The organism is Clostridium tetanomorphum, assembly GCF_017873215.1.
GTDB lineage: Bacteria > Bacillota > Clostridia > Clostridiales > Clostridiaceae > Clostridium_AO > Clostridium_AO tetanomorphum.
On the sequence record NZ_JAGGKA010000023.1, the window covers coordinates 1 to 19,344 of the forward strand.

Consider the following 19,344-nt stretch of genomic DNA (forward strand, 5'->3'; position numbering starts at 1 on the left):
AACCTTAAAGAAATATAATTTATTGATTCAAAAAAGTAAAACCGCCATCACTTTCGTGATGACGATTCAATATTCTTAGTTTTTCAGTGGCCTCGGAATTAACCAGGGTTTTTCTATTTTATAATTTAAAGGAGATGAAATATATGTTAACACCTTAATAATTTGCCCAAAAGTGTGGATTATCTTATCCATGCTAAAAACTTAGCAAATGTAATGTGCAATAGTTGGAGGTTTTATAGGCTTCTTTTTTTATGCAATTCAACATAATATATTTAATATAGAGGGATTTATTATGGGTATAGCAATTGATTGTAGATATACATTAACAGGACAAGATACTGGAACAGATGGCAGTAGAGAATTGATATAAAGGAGATGATGAAATCATGGAGTTTAATGATTTTGTTACATTAGAGTATTTAGGCACTTACATGGGCACTGTAGTAGTTACTATGTTAACAGTACAGTTTACTAAGGAGCTTCCAGTAGTAAAAAAAATGCCAACAAGGTATTATACTTTTTTGGTGGCTTTTTTTAATATAGTAGTTTGCAGTATATTAAATAATACATTTACTATAGCTAAGGTGTACTTAATGCTTATAAATGCTATGTTAGTTACATTTACTGCAACTGGCGGATATGATTTTAGTATCAAGAAAGTAATAGTGGATGAACCAGAGAAAATAGAATCAACCAATATAAATAATGGTATGAAATAAATTATTTTACCCGGAGCTCAGGCTCGGGGATTTTATTTTTTATACATAATCATTGTAATAAATATTTAATTCAATAAAAGATAGAAATAATTATGGAGATACAAGTTATATTTGATATAATTATACTTAATTGGAATATACAATATTATAAGTTTCTTAATGTAAATATATGGAGGGATTAAATGGAGAAAATTTTGATTGTAGAAGATGACAAAGACATTAGAGATATATTAAAAATCTATTTAGAAGCTGAATCTTTCCAAATATGGGAAGCCGAAAATGGGAAGAATGCTTTTGAAATTCTTGAAAATAAAGAGCCAGATTTAATTATTTTAGACTTAATGTTGCCAGATATAGGTGGGCTAAATATTTGCAAAAATATACGTACTAAGCACAATTATCCTATAATAATGCTAACTGCAAAAACGGCGGATCAAGATAAAATAATAGGTCTTGCTTATGGTGCAGATGATTATATTACTAAACCATTTAATCCATTAGAAGTTTCAGCAAGGGTTAAAGCTCAGCTTAGGAGGTATAAGGAATATGGGGAAGGAATAAAGGAAGATAATACTATTTATTATAAAGGCTTAATCTTAGATAGAAAGAGTAGACATGTTAATTTAAATAACAAGGAGCTTAAACTAACACCTACAGAATTTAATCTTCTAGAAGTATTATTATTAAACAAGGGACAGGTCTTAAGTGGAGAAAAATTGCTTCATTTATTGTGGGAGGATGAGTATTATTCAAAATCTACAAATACAATAACAGTACATATTCGAAACTTAAGAGAAAAAATGGAGGATTCTTTTGAACATCCCGAATATATTAAAACTGTCTGGGGGGTGGGTTATATAATTGAAGCGTAAAAAATTTAAATGGAACTATTATATTTTATCATTTTTAATATTTGTAGTATTAATGTTATTTATTGATTTCAAATTGGAAGGAGTTGTGGCAGAATACTTTGAAAGAACAATATTATTTGATAGAGAAAAGGTGACACCTTATGGAAATGTAGAATTTACTAGGGGCACATTTTATTGGCTACGACTTAGGGATATATTAACTCATATAGCTGTTGGAGTTTTCGTTCTTTTAGAAATTGTTGTTTACTTTACATCAAGATATTCACAAACTAAGGCACGAGAAAGGATAATAAATCAGTTAGAGCAAAGAATATCTTTATTAGCCAAAGGAGAGATACCTGAAAAAGTTCAGGATTTAAAATTAATTGATTCTCAGATAAATGAGATTATACATGAAAATGAACTCGTGAAACAGGACGTATTAATGGAGATGAGCAAGAAAAATGATCTTGTAACCTATTTAGCACATGATTTAAAGACCCCGCTAACAAGTATCATTGGCTATCTTACAATTTTGCAGGAATCTGAAGTACCACAGAATATGCGTCAGGACTATATTAAAAAACTTTTGGAAAAATCCTATCGATTGGAGGACTTAACCAATCAGTTTTTTGATATTACCCGCTTTAGTCTTCAGGAAATTCCTTTAAATAAAAGCTCATTAGATGCAAAGTTTTTCTTAGAACAGTTAACTGAAGAACTATATCCTTTACTTAAGAAGAAAAACTTAAAATTTGATATAAATCTGCCTCATAATATTAAGATTTACGCCGACGGATTACTATTTGCTAGAGTGTTAAATAATCTATTAAAGAATGCTATAGCATATAGTCATAAGGATTCTATAATAAAAATAAACGGAAAAGTTGAAGAACATGTGATAAAATTGTTCGTTGAAAATGATGGTGACGTAATAAGCCAGCAGGAATTAAAACTTATATTTCAAAAGTTTTATCGAAGAGATCAGTCAAGAAGTCAATCAGCCGGGTCAGGGCTTGGTTTGGCCATTGCAAGAGAAATTGTACAAAAACATCAGGGTTCTTTGAAAGCAGAAAGTAAGGATGGACATACTGTATTTATTATTACTTTACCTAATTCTTAATAAAATCTTTATAAACATTAAATAATTTATGAATAAACCTTTTTTTTATCTTAGTTATACTGAGAGTAAAAGAAAGGTTTTTTTATTACTTTAATTAAGGAGGAAAAACATATGAAATTATTTGTTGATAATATTTCTAAGAAGTTTAAAGATTTAAATGCTGTTGATGATGTGAATCTTGAATTTATACCAGGAATTTGGGGTCTTTTAGGACCAAATGGCGCAGGAAAAACCACGTTAATGAGAATGATGGTTAGGAATATAAAGCCAAGCAAGGGAAAAATAATGTTGGACGGTGTAAATATTGTTGAATTGAGGGAGACGTATTTGGATAAGGTAGGGTACTTACCTCAGCAATTTGGATATGATAAAAATCAATCAGTTGAGGATTTTCTTCATTATATTGGAGCATTAAAAGGAATTAATAAAGAATTGAGAAGTGAACGAATCAGTGAATTATTAAGTCAATTTAATTTATTGGAAGTTAGAAAGAAAAAGGTTGATAAACTTTCAGGGGGAATGAAACGTAGAGTTGGAATATGTCAAGCTATGTTAAATAATCCTGAGATTTTAATTGTAGATGAACCTACGGCCGGTTTAGATATTGAAGAGAGGAGAAAATTCCGTCAATATTTAACTACAATAAGCAAAGAAAAAATAGTTATTTTGTCTACACATATTGTTTCAGATATTGAGTTCATTGCTAATTATCTTGTACTTATGGAAAAAGGTAAATTAATTGCAGCAGGAGAAAGTAATTCTTTAATTCAAACACTTGAAGGTAATGTATTTGAAACAGTTGTTTCTGAAAATGAGATGGCAAGGGTGGAAAAGGAATATAAAATCATGAATTTTCGTAATGAAGGTAGGGGACAGGTCACAATTCGTTATGTTGCAGATACTCCATTAGCAAATAGTAAATTAGTTTCACCTTCTCTTAATGACTTTTACCTTTCGAAAGTGAAGGAGGTATAAAAATGGATGTATTTTTTCAAGAGTTAAAAAGACAGCTTAGCTTTAAAAGGCTAACCACATATGTTTTAATTGCAATTACGTTGGCAGTACTATGGACATGTTTTATCGTAGGGGGAGCTACTGAAGACTTTATGCAGATAGGATGTTACAAAGATTATAAAGGTAAAGCAGCAATAGAAGCAGCAGCTAAGGATAGAAATGTTACTGCAGGAGAAATGACTGAAGATAAATTTCAAAAAGGTTGTGATGTGTTTCTCAACTCATTAAAGGGTAACGATGATAAAGATATTGTTATGAACAAAGACTTATTGAAATATGCTGTCTATGCTGACACATTAGTTATGCAGGAGTTTGGATTAAGAAAGATGAGGGGAGAATCTACAGAAAATCTTTTGCATATTCCTAAGGATTCAGGAAGGCATTTTTATGAAAATGAAGACTTATATTATCACAATTATATTGATAAAAAATCACATAATGAAAGTGAAAAGACATTAGCTCTATCAATGTGGGATAAGGTTAAAAAACCTTATACTTATTACAGCGGATTCTCCATCTGGGATGATGGAATTGCACATATAATATTTTTCTCATTTGTGCTTCAAGTTATGGTAGGGATTTTTGCAGGTTCTATGATAGCTAAGGACAAAGAAAGTGGAGTTGATGAAATTATCACCGCTACAGTGAAAGGTAGGAGAAGCCTCGCCATAGCAAAAATTGTTATACCTTGGATTATGGCATTTATTACCTATCTTTGTGGAGCCGGTGTTTATGTTGTGCTGCTGAAGCAGTTATTACCTGCTGATGCTTTAAATACATCAATACAGGTTTTTAGCAAAAGTTTTCTTCCCTACACCCAAGGGGAATTACTTAGAAAAGTATTTGTTTTTGGAGCGGTAGGAATTTTAACCATAGCAAGTTTTTCTACTTGGATTTCGTCTATAGTTAAAAAATCCTCAAAAGCAATGGGCCTTTCCATATTAACAATACTAGGAGCTTTTATGTTGGCTTTTTTTATAGATATGGATTCTTCTATTCTCAATATAATTAGGATATTATCACCGGGGGGAATAGTGTTTTTATATCCTCAATCTATAGCACTTCCACAGTTTCCAATAACAACATTTTTGGGAAAAGCTTTCTGGATACCATCGATTTTACTTGTAGCAAGCGGAATTATATTTTTACTTAGTACAGTATTTACGGCCTTAAACTATGGAAGAAGGTGAACACAACTAATGATATATCAAGAATTAAAGCGTCGGCTTTTTACAAGATTTGTGATCTTATCAATAATAGGGATACTTTTCTTGACAGCTGGATTAAATACAATACTGATAGGAGGGGAGAAAAATCTACCTGAAGTGCTAAAAGAAGAAGCCATATATTCCGGTGAAATGACCGAAGATAAGTTATGGCTAGCGCTTAGCAAGGTAAGAGATGAAAAATCAGACCAAATAAGATACACATCACTTGTATCTTTTATATATGGTTTAGTCGCTAGTTATCCCGGAGTACTTTATACTGAAATCAGAATTAAAGATTTTCCTGATGCCTATGCTAAAGATTTTTATCAATGTTGGAGAAAAAAATCTATGGCCCTTATAGAAAAAATTCCTCAAAAGTATCAGGCAAAAGCATTGACAGAACTGAATAAAGTAAAAACACCTTTTATTAAATATCCAGGAAGTTATTATTGGAGCATAGCACTTGATAATCTGCAGGTTATTTATGTAGTAATTCTCTTTATGGTTACATTTTTTGCCGCAGCTACCTATTCTGATAGCATGGAAGATGGCAGCATGGAAATTATTTATGCAACAAAGCTGGGAAAAAAGATGATGGGCGTTCGCCTTCTACCAGTTATAATATATAGTTTATTACTGACTTTAGTAGCAACACTTGGCACAATGCTAATACTAGGTTCAGCTACGGGATTTCAGGCTTTAAAGAGCAGTTTGAAAGTAATTGCATTATTTTCTATAGGAAATTTTACATTAAGAGATGGAATAATTCTAATGTTTGTAAGTGAAATTTTAGGAGTGTTGGCCCTAACAACCATTATGGGGTGGATATCCTACAAGGCGGAGAAGACAACCTTGGCTACATCAATAGGAATTGCAATGAATATTTTCTACATTATTATGGCTTTCTTTATCAAAATACCATGGAAATTCTTCCGATTTATCTTAAATGCCCTTCCAATGGCATCATCACAAATAATATATGAGATACCTGGATTTCGTTTTGGTATGTGGATTTGGAGACCATACGCAGTTATGATAAATATGATTCTGATGTTTATTGTATTTGGCATATTGCTCAGTCATGCAATTTGCAGAAAGAAAATATTATAATTGTAGTATAGAGCAAAATATTTATTTTACAATAAAATGAAAAATAAATATGATAGCAATAAAGATGAAATTAATAAATATATATTGAAAGGGTAGGAACGAATAAGGGGTGAATATATAAAATTATAAAATTTTTAAAGAAGATGTAGTTCATTATTGTTATTTCTGTAGTTAGTTCAGTATTTGTAGGTGTGGGAGATTGCTAAAAATAATCACTTTAATTTAATAACTGTTAATTCTGTTTTAGTAAGATTTTTATTCACCTCTTTATCAATTATATTAGGCTTTTTCAATGAAAAAATAGTACAGTTATTTGAAAAAGCAGATTGATGATGAGATAGAACATATATTTAAATAAAATAATTTCATTAAGCTTATGATAGCTTATTAGCTATCATTTTTTTTATTGCACTCCATTAAATTATAAAATAATTTCTAAATCTTTAATAAATATGCTATATAAAGTGGTGGAAAATAAGGTATAAATTTCAAGATTACCTTGATTTAGATTTCCTAATATACTAAAATTTTATATAGTCACATTAATTGAATTTAAATTATATTTAGGCAAACTTTAGTTAAAACTATTATATAGATTTTCAAGGAGGGGAAACATATGGAAAAATTGACTTTGGATTTAAGTAATACAAAACCTTATTTAAAAGATGAGGAAATATTTTATTTTCAACCATTTATTAAAGAGGCACATAATATGCTTCATAATGCTACTGGGGCAGGAAAGGATTTTTTGGGTTGGGTAGATTTACCTTGTGATTATGATAAACAAGAATTTGAGAGAATACAATTAGCCTCAAAAAAAATTCAATCAAATTCAGATATTTTAATTGTCATAGGAATAGGTGGCTCTTATCTTGGAGCTAGAGCAGCTATAGAAATGTTAAGCCATACTTTTTATAATAATATAAATAAAGATAAAAGAAAAACTCCAGCTATTTTTTATGTAGGAAATAATATAAGTTCTACTTATATGGCAGATTTATTAGAGTTACTAGAGGAAAAGGATTTTTCAATTAATGTAATATCTAAATCTGGAACTACTACTGAACCAGCTATTGCTTTTAGAATATTTAAGGAATTAGTAGAAAATAAATATGGAAAAGAAGAAGCTAAAAATAGAATATTTGTAACTACAGATAAAGAGAAGGGAGCTTTAAAATCTTTAGCAGATCAAGAAGGGTTTGAAACTTTTGTAATTCCTGATGATGTAGGAGGAAGATATTCTGTTTTAACTCCAGTAGGACTTTTACCTATAGCTGTAGCAGGAATAGACATAGAAGAAATGATGAAAGGTGCAGCGAATGCTAGAGAGGATTTTATGGAAATAGATTTAGATAAAAATCCTTGTTATAGATATGCAGCTGTAAGAAATGCTTTATATAGAAAAGGAAAATATATAGAAATTGTAGCTAATTTTGAGCCTTGCTTACATTACTTTGGAGAGTGGTGGAAGCAACTTTATGGGGAAAGTGAAGGAAAGGATAATAAAGGAATATTCCCAGCAGCAGTGGATTTTTCAACAGACCTTCATTCTATGGGACAATATATACAGGATGGATTAAGAATAATATTTGAAACTTTTATAAACGTGGAGAAGCCAAGAAAGGAAATAGTTATAAAAGAAGATAAAGAAAATGTAGATGGACTTAATTTTTTATCTGGAAAGACTATGGATTTTGTAAATAAACAGGCTTTCAGAGGGACAATATTGGCTCACAATGACGGAAATGTTCCAGGGGTAGTTGTAAATATACCAGAACTTAATCCTTATAATTTTGGATATGCAGTTTACTTCTTTGAAAAGGCTTGTGGTATGAGTGGATATCTTTTAGGAGTTAATCCATTTAATCAACCTGGAGTTGAAGATTATAAAAAGAATATGTTTGCTCTTTTAGGAAAACCAGGTTATGAAGAAATGAAGAAGGATTTAGAGGAAAGATTAAAATAATAGTTTAACGTTAGGAGAAAGTATGCGTATATTGGTAGATGCAGATGCATGTCCAGGAAGAGATTTAATAGAAAAGGCAGCTATGGAATGTGAAATAGAAGTAATAATGTATTGTGATATGAATCATATTATAAAAAGTCATTATAGTGAAGTAAAGTACGTGGAAAGTGGATTCCAAAGTGTAGATATAGTACTAACTAATGCAACAAAAAAAGATGATATAGTGGTAACTCAGGATTATGGAGTTGCAGCTATGGTTCTTGGTAAAAAGGCTTATGCTATAAATCCTAAAGGGTATATTTATGATGATAAAAATATAGATAGATTATTGTTTGAAAGGCATATAAGTTCTAAAGTAAGAAGAAGTGGTGGAAAAACTTCTAATCCTAAAAAAAGAAGTAAAGAAGATGATGAAAGACTATATAAAAATATACTATTATTAATAAAAAAAGGCCAAGAAGATAATAAATAACGCAATAAAGATAACTAGTATTTTTTCACTATGTTACAAAAAGATCTAAATAATAAATGATAATTTATGAATAGTGAATAAGGATAATTTTCATCTGTTGATAATTATGAAAAACATTTATAATCTTATAATTTAAAATTTTCCGTAGCAACAGTATAGAAAAATTATCCTTACTTTTTTGTTAATCATTAGAATATAATATAGTCATGCTAATTGGTTCTACTTGTATTCTAGAAGAAATAAATGTTTGTATAGGAGTAGAACTTATATAGTTTCTTGTAGCTATCAAGTTCCAAGTTTTATTAGGTATTTTTAAAAATTCACTATTTTTGTTTGGATTATAAACTACTAAAATGTTTTTCCAAATATCTTTAGGATAATTTTTTAAAATAAAAGCTACTACATTTTTGGGTAAATTATCTAAAAATAAAAGATGTTTTTCTATATCTTCTTTTTTATACATTCTAAAAGAAGCATGGGATTTTCTTAAATTTATTAACTCTTTATAGTATTTAAATACATCTAGAAACATAAATTTTCGGCTCCAATCTATCCAATTTATATCGTCACCAGATTTAAAGCTATTCTCTATAAAATGTTTTGTTCTACAAAATTCCACTCCACAGTGTAAAAAGGGTATACCTTGACTTGTTAATATAATAGCATTACAAAGCTTATGCATATATTTTTTATTATCGAAGCTCTCATTTTCACAACTTAAATTTATTTTATCCCATAAAGTATGATTATCATGACAAGAAGCATAATTTATAGTTTCATAGGGCATATTGAAAATACCAGTGGAGTTTTTTTCTAGTTTAAGAGAAGCTGAAATACAATTTTTTATAATTTCTTCTAATTCATTTTTTCCAGTAACATATCCAATGTCTTTATGTATAAAAATACTTCCTTTTAGACAATCTCTAAATATATCATTAAAATGGCCTATGCCAGGCATTTTGATACTATTTTCTTTACATGCTTTTTTATGATTAGGTAGGGCAGTTTTTAGGCTCCATCCCTCACCATATAGCATTATTGAAGAGTCTATCTTATCCAATTCTTTTCTTATAAAATTCATAGTATTTATATCATGTAATCCCATTAAATCAAACCTAAAACCATCAATATGATATTCTTTTACCCAGAATTTAATGGAATCTAACATAAATTTTCTCATCATTGGATTTTCAGAAGCTGTATCATTATCGCAACCACTTCCGTTTGATATAGATCCGTCATTATAATATCTAAAATAATACCCGGGAAATATTTTTTGAAAGTTATTGTCAATGGTATGCCACAAATGATTAAAAACTACGTCTAAATTTACACAAAAACCATTTTTATGCAGAATCATAATCATTTTTTTTAGCTCCTGTATTCTACAATATGGATCAAAAGGATTAGTAGAATATATTCCTTCAGGAACATTATAGTTTTGAGGGTCATATCCCCAATTGTAGGTAGCTATATTTTTTTCATCTACACTTTTGTAAGAAAAATCAAATACGGGCATAAGTTGAATATGGGTTATTCCTAATTCTTTTAAGTGAGATAATCCAGTAGACATATTTTCATTAGAGTATGTGTTTTCTTCACAAAGACCTAAATATTTACCCTTATTAAAAATTCCACTAATAGGATGTATAGATATATCTCTTACATTTGTTTCATAGATTATAGCATCTGTAAAATGATTAGGTCTTGGAGATATGTCATTATGCCAGTGTTCAGGATTTGATTTACTTAAGTCTATAATAGCACCCCTTAGTCCATTTATTCCTATAGCTATAGCATAAGGATCTACAGCTTCATAAATGTTATTGTAAACATTTATTTCATAGGTGTAATAGCAACCATTAAAGTCGCCATTAAGCTTATAATACCATAAACCATGTTTTAATGATTTCATCTGAATTTTTTTAGGAGTTTCTTCAATTGAATCATCTCCATTTTTATAAATTAGAAGAAAAATGTTTGACGCAGCAGGAGACCAGATTCTAAATGAAGTATAATCTTTAGTATATTTATATCCAAGTTCTGAGTTGCAATAATATTTATCATTAAATTCTTTTGTAATAAATAATCTGTGATAACTTCCTCTAATTTTTAAATTTTCATATATAAGAAAACATTCTTTCTTTATATTTATTTCAGATTTTAAATTAAATATAAATGTATTATTTTCTATTTTGTAATTATCAACTGCTATTACATCTTCATCATTTTTAAATATAAGATCTTTTACATTAAAATTTACAATATTATCTACATTGAATTTTATTTTCGTAAAACTTGTTATAATAAGGTTATATATATTCATAAATATATTCCTCCTTAGATACGACTAATATCATAATATTAGATAAATAGAAAAAAGTAAATAAAAACCTATTACAAAATATGGAATCATAGTATAATATATGATAGGAATATGGTGTACAGGAGATGAGGTATATGAATGAACTTGTCATTGATTTTAATTTAGATAGCCCACAGGAGAAAGGAAAAGAAATAAATATATTAGCTAGCAATACTTTAGAGGAAAGATTTTTATATAAATTTTTCTTAGGATGTAATGGAGTTTGGGACACATTACAGGACTTCAATGAAAATAACACTTTTAAGTGGATACCAAAAGATGATGGTAAGTATACTATAATGGTACAAGCCAAACCACAAAATAGTAATAAAATGTTTGAATATGTTTCCAGAAGAGATTTTATAATTGGAAAGATAGAAGAAAAATTTATCTCATCAATAAATATAGATAAAAGCATAGTAAAGGTTGGAGAAAAAATCAATATAACAGTTAGTTCAGAAAAAATTCCTCTTATGTATAGATATTGGATTAGAGAAGATTTTAATTGGAATATGATAAAAGATTATTCTTCAGAAAATATCTTAACTCTAACTGCAAAAAACCCTGGAAAAAATGAAATATTAGTAGAATGTAAAGATATATATTCAAAAAATAATTATGATGATTTTAATAGAATTGAATTTGAAGTTTTACCTTTAGAAAAGATAGAGATAACAGATTTTAAATGTTTATCTTCACAATTATTATGTGGTGTAGAACTTATTTTTGAAGTAAATGTTAATAATAAGGACAATAGAACGGTGCTCTATAAATTTATAAAAATACATGAAGATGGCACATCTTCATGTGTACAGGATTATTCCACAAAGAAAATAGTTAGTTATATAGAAGAGATTAGCGGAAATTATAAACTTTTATGTTATATAAGAGATATGTATTCGCAAAAAGAGTACGATGATAGAGCAATAATTAATTATAATGTAAAAAGATATAAAGAAATAGAAATAAAAAGCTTTACCACAGATAAAATGTCACCACAAATATGTGAAACTGATATATTACTTAAGGCAGTGGTGTATGGAGGTAAGAATTTATTATATAGATATATAATAGATGGAAATTATGGTGAGGATTCTGGATATATAAAAAACGATAATTATTTGTGGAAAACAAAGATGCCAGGAGAGTATAAGATAACTTTGTTTGTAAAGGATTCTTCCTTTGAAGGAAGTTTTGAGAGGAAAAAAGAATTAAATTTTATAATAGATGAAAAAAGTAAGGAACCTGTAAATATTGACAAGGTTACTTTTGATAAAGGAAATAAAATATTAAAGGATGAAGAATTAACTATAATGGTTCAAGCATCAGGAGGGTTAAATTTAAGATATAGTTTTATAATAAAAAAAGATGGAAAAAAACAAGTTATAGATTATGGAATTTCTAATTGGACAAAATTTATTCCCAAAGAAGTTGGTAAATATGAATTAGAGGTTAGAGTCAAAGATAAATTTTCAAGAAGACAATATGATAGCCATTCAATATTATATATAGATGTATATGATTTTTTTCCTGCAACAATTGATTATGTATTATATCCTGTAAAAGAGCATTTCTTATGTGGAGACGATATTTTAGTTCAAGTTATAACAAGCAATACAAAAGATGTATTAATAAAATATGCATTAAAAATTAATGGACATAAAGTAGAAGAAAGCGATTTTGCTTCCAGCAAGGAATATGTATTTACGCCAAAATGTAGCGGTATATATGGGATTCAAATTTATGGGAAAAATAAGAAAAGTCAGGAATTATTCGATTGCAAAAAGGATATAAGAGTAGTTGTTAATGATACATTACCTATAGTAAACACTAAAATTAAAAGTGATAAATCAAAAATTAAGGAGAATGAACCAGCTATATTTTCTGTAGAAAGTAATGGAGGAAAGGATAATTTATATGAGTTTTATCTAATGGAAAAGGATGAATGGATAAAGGTTCAAGCGTATAGTAAAAAAAATTATTATAGTTTTATTCCATTTTCCAAAGGAAAATATAAATTGCTGTGTTTGTGCAAAAGTAGTTATAAAAAGTGTGCTTATGAAGATTATGATATCAGTGAATTCTATGTAGAATAGAATATATTTGCATAAATGTATTAAAGTAAAATAAATTAACGACGATAAAGATATAAAATATGTTTTAGAATTTTGGTGGTGAAGTAATGAAAATAGATGATAATAAAAAAGTAGAGAGTTTTCTTCAAATGCAGTTGTTTACTCAAGCACTTAAAAGTACTTTAGGGGAGGATTCCATAGCTTTTTCAGCCATATTAGAAAGTCTAAGTAATTCTATTATAGATAAAAATGGTATAAACAATGGTAGTTTTGGAGAAATAGATCTAAAAAATTTAGGGTATGGTGGAGGACAGAAGTTAGTATCTGAATTAAAATCCACATTTAATAATGTAAAAAGTGATAGTAAAGAATTAAATAAATTAATAGAACAAGTATCAAAGAAATTTTGTATAGATAAAGATTTAGTTATGGCAGTTATAAAACAAGAATCAGATTTTGATTCTAATAGTACATCCACAGCTGGAGCTATGGGACTTATGCAGCTTATGCCTGAAACTGCAAGTTATTTAGGAGTTAAGAATCCATATAATATAGAGGATAATGTTAATGGTGGAACAAAATATCTAAAAGGATTGTTAGATATGTATGGGAACTGTAAAGAATTAGCTTTAGCAGCATATAATGCAGGCCCAGGAACATTGCAAAGAAGAGGCGTGAAAAATGTATCTGATATTAATAAATTACCATATGAAACAAGAGATTATGTGAAAAAAGTAATGAAGTATTATGGAAAATAGAAGAAAAATAAAAAACAGTCAGAGGACTGTTTTTTATTTTTTATAGTAGATTTGGGAAGTATATAAATGATATATTATGAATATAAACAAAAGTATATGGAGGTAATAATTTGTGGAAAGATTAGATAAAGTATTGGCCAATTTAGGATATGGCACAAGAAAAGAAGTTAAGGCACTTGTAAAAAGTGGTGCTGTAGAAGTTGATGAAATTGTTGTAAAAGATTCTGGTATGAATATAGATCCAGAAAAGTGCAAAATAAAAGTTGATGGAGAAGAAATTAATTATAGAAAATTTATATATTTAATAATGAATAAACCATCAGGAGTGGTATCAGCTACTTTTGATAATTATGATGAAACTGTTATAGATTTATTAGAACCAGAATATCAAGTATTTAAACCATTTCCTGTAGGAAGATTGGATAAAGATACAGTAGGATTATTACTTATAACTAATGATGGAGAACTTAATCACAGACTTATATCACCAAAATGGCATGTAGACAAGGTATATTATGCTGAAATTAATAAGCAGGTAGATGAAAAAGATATAAATGCTTTTGAAAAAGGTATAATTTTAGATGATGGATATAAGTGTTTGCCAGGAAAGCTTGAAATAAAAAAAGCTGATGAAAATGGTTCAGAGGTATATGTAACAATACAGGAAGGAAAGTATCACCAAGTTAAAAGAATGTTTGAAGCTTTAAATAAGAAAGTAATATATCTTAAAAGAATTAAATTTGGTAGTTTAGACTTAGATGAGAATTTAGAAGAGGGAAAATACAGAGAGCTAACTGAAGATGAATTAAATAAATTAAAAAGTATATAATGAATGAACTTGAAGGACAATATGAACAAAAGATGAATGATTTCAAGCATTTTAATAAAAACTTTACAATTTATTTTGCATATAACCCTTGAATTTTCTAATTATATCTTATATAATTATATTGCAAGAATAAATAAAAGAATGAATAGCCCCCTTTTATTTATTGAACAACCCACGCCCCAATGGGTTGTTTTACTTTTTTGAGGAAATTTTCATAAAAAATTATACTTTTCATATAGATTAATCTCCTTAATAATGTTAGAATTTATATAGTAATTGTTTATTAAGAATTATTTGAAAAAGGAGATGAGGTACATGGGGGATTACAGATCTAAAGTTGAAAGTGAAGATATGGATTTTTTATGTAAAGCTATTTTATCATTAGAAACAATAGAAGAGTGCTATAGATTTTTTGATGATATTTGTACTATAAATGAGATTCAGGCATTGGCACAAAGAATGCAAGTAGCAAATATGCTTAAGAAAAAGAAAACATATCAAGATATATCTAGTAGTACTGGAGCAAGCACAGCCACTATAAGTAGAGTAAATAGATGCTTAAATTATGGTAGTGATGGTTATAATATAGTTCTTAGAAGATTAGAAGATAGCAATGAGGAAGAAAAAATATAAGTAATGTTGCAATAATATATAATTTAATAAGTAAACGTTTAATAATTTCAAGAGTTGATAGTAAATATCAACTCTTTTTTATAGTGTTTATTTAGACTTATAGAAAATTTTACTGTAATAATATTGTTTAAAATAATGAATAAAAAATTACATAAAGTTTCAATTATTTAAATTTTATTAATATTTATATAAATTTTGTAAATAAAGAAGGGGTTTAACCATATTTGAAGAAGTATATTAAAAACGTTATATAAGGTTAAGGATGTGATATAATATGGAGTCTATCTATGAAAATATTAGTGAATTTATTAATTTATTAGAAAGTGAGCTTATATGTTTAAGGAGGGATTTTCATAAATATGCTGAATTTGCATGGACAGAATTTCGTACAGCTTCAAAAATTGCGGAATATCTAGAGAACATTGGAGTAGAAATAAAATTAGGAGATGAAATATTTCATAAAGAATCTATGATGGGATTGCCCTCTGAAGAAGAATTAAAAGAACATATGAATAGAGCTTTGAAACAAGGTGGAATTAAGAAATATATTGAAAAAATGCATGGAGGATATACTGGAGTAATTGGAATATTAAATACAAATGTTCCAGGGCCAACTACAGCGTTTAGATTTGATATAGATGCTAATGAAGGTATAGAAAATAATTTTGTAAATCATAGACCAGTACAGGAGGGGTTTGTATCTATAAATAAAGGAGCTATGCATACTTGTGGGCATGATGGACATGCATCTATAGGGCTTATATTAGCAAAAGTATTAAAGAGATTACAAAGTAAATTAAAGGGAAAGATAATATTTATTTTTCAGCCAGCAGAAGAAGGGGTAAGGGGAGCTTATTCCATGGTAAATAGAGGAATACTAGAAGGAGTGGATTATTTTTTTAGTGGTCATATAGGTTTTGCATCAAAGAAATTAGGGGAAATAGTATGTAATACTAGTGGTTTTATGGCTACAACAAAATTTGATGTGATTTTTAAAGGAAAGAGTTCACATGCTGGTGCTTCTCCTCAAAATGGGAAAAATGCTTTATTAGGTGCAACAGTAGCTACTTTAAATTTGCATAATTTATGTCAACATGAGGACGGAATTGCAAGAATTAATGTAGGAGTATTAAAAGCTGGTACAGGAAGAAATGTAATACCAGAGAATGCTGAAATAAAATTAGAAACTAGGGGAGAGAGTAATAACATTAATGAATATATAACAAATAGAGCTATGCAAATTATAAAAGGGGCTGCAATTATGTATGACCTTGATTATGAAGTAAAGGTAGTAGGAAAAGCACAGAAAGGTAAAAGTGATATAGAGCTGTCAAAAATAGTTGAGAATGAAGCTAATAAAATAGAAGAAATTACTGATATAATCCAGTATGGAAAACTTAGTGGTTCGGAGGATGTTACTTATATGATGAATAAGGTTCAAGAGAATGGAGGAAAAGCAGTGTATCTTATCTTTGGAACAAAACGAACTGCAGATCATCATAATAGTTCTTTTGATTTTGATGAAAGAGTTTTAAAAATTGCTGAAAAGGTATACGCTTTCTCTGCCATAAATATAAATGGAAGGAGTGAAATGTAAATACTTTTGCTGAACCTTTATTTATAAAATAATTTACTCATAGAGCTAGATATTGTTTTTAATCATTGCTATGGTATAAATTTATTTTTAATTGGGGGGTTAAAATGAATACTGAAAAAAGGGTTATCCAAAATAAAAAAGTTGGGGGATTTTTAGGCTGGGTAGAAAGGATAGGAAATAAAATTCCTCATCCATTTATATTATTCTTGTGGTTAATAGTTATAGTGTGGATTGCTTCATTAGTGTGTTCCTTTATAGGAGTTAGTGTTAAAAATCCAGTAGATGAAAAGATAATAGTGGTAAAAAATTTATTATCTGCTTCAGGAATAAGATATATGCTAGAAAGCATGATTAAAAACTTTACTGGATTTGCACCATTAGGTTTGGTTCTTACTATGACATTAGGAATAGGACTTGCTGAACATGTTGGATTTATATCTGCATTTATGAGAGATACTATACTAGGGGCATCTCCAAAAGTAGTTACTTTTACAGTAATGCTCATAGGTATCTGTGGAAATATAGCTTCAGATGCAGCAATTGTTGTAGTGCCAGCTATTGCTGCGGTAATATTCGCATCTATGGGCAGGCATCCTAAAACTTATTCTTTAGTACCATCTCCTTTTTTAAATTCAATAATTCCTCTTTTATTAATATTATTTATAATTGTATCTTATATATATGGTAAAGAGGTAGGGAAAATAACAAGTATGATTGATTTACCTAAATATATGACTATAGCTATGAAAGATATGTCATCTTATATAGTATTAGTATTTGTAATTGGACAATTTATAGCGTATTTTAATTGGAGTAATTTAGGATATATAATTGCAGTAAATGGAGCCAACGCATTAAAAGCTGCTAATTTTAAAGGAATACCATTATTTGTAATGTTTATATTATTAACTGCTTTTATAAATTTATTTATAGGAAGTGGTTCGGCGAAATGGGCATTACTTGCTCCAATATTTGTACCTATGTTTTATATGTTAGACTATAGTCCAGCAATAACTCAAATGCTATATAGAATAGGAGACTCAACTACTAATATAATCTCTCCATTATTTCCTTATTTCCCCATAATAATAGGATTGGCAAATGAATATGAGGAGGAAGCAGGTGTAGGAACTATTTTGTCTTTGATGATACCTTATAGTTTAATAATGTTAGCAGTTTGGATTGTATTGGGTATGACTTGGTTTGCCGTTGGATTACCATTAGGTCCAGCATAAGAAATAAAAATGAGGCTGTCGCATTAAGAAATTTACATACAATATATTGCTTTGCAAATCAATATCAAACACAATATGTTGAGAGATTTATTCTTAGTACGACAGCCCCAAAATTTCAAAGAGGGGGATTTTATATGGTTAACGAAAAAGTTGAAGAACTTATAAAAAAAGAATTAGATTTAATAATTAGGGTAAGAAGAGATATACATACTCATCCAGAACTAGGAATGAAAGAGCATAGAACTGCAAAAGTTATTTATGATAATTTAAAGAACATGGGACTTGAAATAGAAGGAGAAGTTGGGAAAACAGGAGTAGTAGCTTTATTAAAAGGTAAGGAAACAGGAAAAACTCTATTATTAAGAGCTGATATGGATGCCTTACCTATAGACGAATTAACAGATTTACCATTTAAGTCACAAAATAAGGGAATTATGCATGCTTGTGGACATGATATGCATACTTCTATACTATTAGGAACAGCAAGAGTATTATCTCAAATGAAAGGATATATAAATGGAAATGTTAAGTTTGTATTTCAGCCAGCAGAGGAATGTAATCCTACAGGGGGAGCGAATTACATGATTGAAGATGGAGTACTAGAAAGTCCTAGAGTAGATGGAGCTGTGGCATTACATGTATGGGACTTACCTTTAGGGAAAATAGCATTAAAAAAAGGAGTTATGATGGCACAGTCTGATAGAATATTTATCAAAATAAAAGGGAAGAGTGCTCATGGCTCAGCACCACATCAAGGAATAGATGCTATTTTAGGAGCTGCATATGTAATTACTGCATTGCAAACAATAGTAAGTAGAAACATAAATCCTTTAGAGAGTGCAGTAATAACTTTAGGAATCATAAATGGAGGATATAGATATAATGTTGTAGCAGATGAAGTTAATTTAGAAGGAACTGTAAGAACTTTTAATTCTAATGTAGCAGAGTACGTGCCAAAAAGAATTGAGGAAGTAATAAAAAATACTTGTTATGCATTAGGGTGTGATTATGAATTTAAATATGTAAATGGATATCCTCTTACAGAAAATGATGATAAATTGACTGAAATTGTTATAAAAGCATTAAAACAATCTATAGGAGATGAAAATGTAATTATTACAAATAAACCGGCTACAGGAGCTGAAGATTTTTCATTTTTCAATAAGCATGTCCCGTGTACTTTTATGTGGTTAGGTTGTAGGTCAAAAATAAATGAAAATCGTTGCATACTTCATAATCCTAACTTTATATGTGATGAAGGAGCCATTCCTATTGGAATTAAAGCTTTATGTGATGTTGTTTTTCAATTTTTAAAATGATATTCATATTACAAAGATAATTAACAGAATATTAATAATTAATTTAAAATTATATAAAGGGATTGATTTA

16 protein-coding genes are annotated in these 19,344 nt (G+C 28.7%); 15 read left to right on the plus strand and 1 reads right to left on the minus strand.

Annotation, left to right across the window (positions count from 1 at the left end; translation table 11 throughout):
• Window positions 1-386: 386 nt before the first annotated feature.
• The 8 genes from J2Z24_RS17725 to J2Z24_RS17760 all read left to right on the plus strand — a co-directional run bounded on the left by J2Z24_RS17725 (window position 387) and on the right by J2Z24_RS17760 (window position 8,463).
• Window positions 387-719: a hypothetical protein gene (locus J2Z24_RS17725; protein ID WP_035145842.1), complete on the plus strand. Its 333-nt coding sequence runs from the start codon at window positions 387-389 to the stop codon at window positions 717-719.
• A gap of 182 nt (window positions 720-901) precedes the next feature.
• Window positions 902-1,591: a response regulator transcription factor gene (locus J2Z24_RS17730; protein ID WP_035145840.1), complete on the plus strand. Its 690-nt coding sequence runs from the start codon at window positions 902-904 to the stop codon at window positions 1,589-1,591.
• Window positions 1,581-2,693 (plus strand): sensor histidine kinase, encoded by a 1,113-nt coding sequence (locus tag J2Z24_RS17735; protein WP_035145838.1) that lies wholly within the window; start codon window positions 1,581-1,583, stop codon window positions 2,691-2,693. Before J2Z24_RS17730 ends, J2Z24_RS17735 begins: the two co-directional genes overlap by 11 nt.
• Before the next feature lie 111 nt (window positions 2,694-2,804).
• Complete coding sequence (locus J2Z24_RS17740; protein WP_035145837.1) at window positions 2,805-3,668, plus strand: ABC transporter ATP-binding protein; 864 nt, start codon at window positions 2,805-2,807, stop codon at window positions 3,666-3,668.
• Window positions 3,669-3,670: 2 nt separating this feature from the next.
• Entirely contained in the window at window positions 3,671-4,897 is a 1,227-nt protein-coding gene (locus tag J2Z24_RS17745; protein WP_035145835.1) for an ABC transporter permease, read from the plus strand.
• A gap of 81 nt (window positions 4,898-4,978) precedes the next feature.
• Window positions 4,979-6,025, plus strand: coding sequence for a hypothetical protein (locus J2Z24_RS17750; protein WP_244983374.1), 1,047 nt, complete (start codon window positions 4,979-4,981; stop codon window positions 6,023-6,025).
• A 616-nt stretch (window positions 6,026-6,641) separates the two neighbouring features.
• Window positions 6,642-7,991, plus strand: coding sequence for a glucose-6-phosphate isomerase (locus tag J2Z24_RS17755; protein ID WP_035145832.1), 1,350 nt, complete (start codon window positions 6,642-6,644; stop codon window positions 7,989-7,991).
• 22 nt (window positions 7,992-8,013) lie between these two features.
• Window positions 8,014-8,463, plus strand: a complete 450-nt coding sequence (locus J2Z24_RS17760; RefSeq protein ID WP_035145830.1) for a YaiI/YqxD family protein — start codon at window positions 8,014-8,016, stop codon at window positions 8,461-8,463.
• A 181-nt stretch (window positions 8,464-8,644) separates the two neighbouring features.
• Here J2Z24_RS17760 and pulA read toward each other — a convergent pair whose 3' ends face one another.
• Window positions 8,645-10,789 (minus strand): type I pullulanase, encoded by a 2,145-nt coding sequence (gene pulA, locus J2Z24_RS17765; RefSeq protein WP_035145828.1) that lies wholly within the window; start codon window positions 10,787-10,789, stop codon window positions 8,645-8,647.
• 134 nt (window positions 10,790-10,923) lie between these two features.
• Here pulA and J2Z24_RS17770 point away from each other — a divergent pair, with 134 nt between their 5' ends.
• From J2Z24_RS17770 to J2Z24_RS17800, 7 genes are all read left to right on the plus strand, one after another.
• Window positions 10,924-12,924, plus strand: coding sequence for a triple tyrosine motif-containing protein (locus J2Z24_RS17770; protein ID WP_035145826.1), 2,001 nt, complete (start codon window positions 10,924-10,926; stop codon window positions 12,922-12,924).
• 86 nt (window positions 12,925-13,010) lie between these two features.
• Entirely contained in the window at window positions 13,011-13,661 is a 651-nt protein-coding gene (locus J2Z24_RS17775) for a lytic transglycosylase domain-containing protein (protein ID WP_035145824.1), read from the plus strand.
• Between the two features lie 112 nt (window positions 13,662-13,773).
• Window positions 13,774-14,490 carry a pseudouridine synthase gene (locus J2Z24_RS17780; RefSeq protein WP_035145822.1) on the plus strand — a complete coding sequence of 239 codons (717 nt, stop codon included), beginning with the start codon at window positions 13,774-13,776 and terminating at the stop codon, window positions 14,488-14,490.
• Between the two features lie 315 nt (window positions 14,491-14,805).
• A complete protein-coding gene (locus J2Z24_RS17785) occupies window positions 14,806-15,123 on the plus strand; it encodes a YerC/YecD family TrpR-related protein (protein WP_035145819.1) in 318 nt (105 codons plus the stop codon).
• A gap of 274 nt (window positions 15,124-15,397) precedes the next feature.
• On the plus strand, window positions 15,398-16,720 hold the full coding sequence (locus J2Z24_RS17790) for an amidohydrolase (protein ID WP_051593153.1): 1,323 nt from the start codon (window positions 15,398-15,400) through the stop codon (window positions 16,718-16,720).
• Window positions 16,721-16,824: 104 nt separating this feature from the next.
• Entirely contained in the window at window positions 16,825-17,955 is a 1,131-nt protein-coding gene (locus tag J2Z24_RS17795; RefSeq protein ID WP_035145818.1) for an AbgT family transporter, read from the plus strand.
• Between the two features lie 134 nt (window positions 17,956-18,089).
• The gene (locus tag J2Z24_RS17800) at window positions 18,090-19,274 is read left to right on the plus strand and encodes a M20 family metallopeptidase (protein ID WP_035145816.1); all 1,185 of its coding nucleotides are present in this window, start codon (window positions 18,090-18,092) and stop codon (window positions 19,272-19,274) included.
• Window positions 19,275-19,344: the final 70 nt, after the last annotated feature.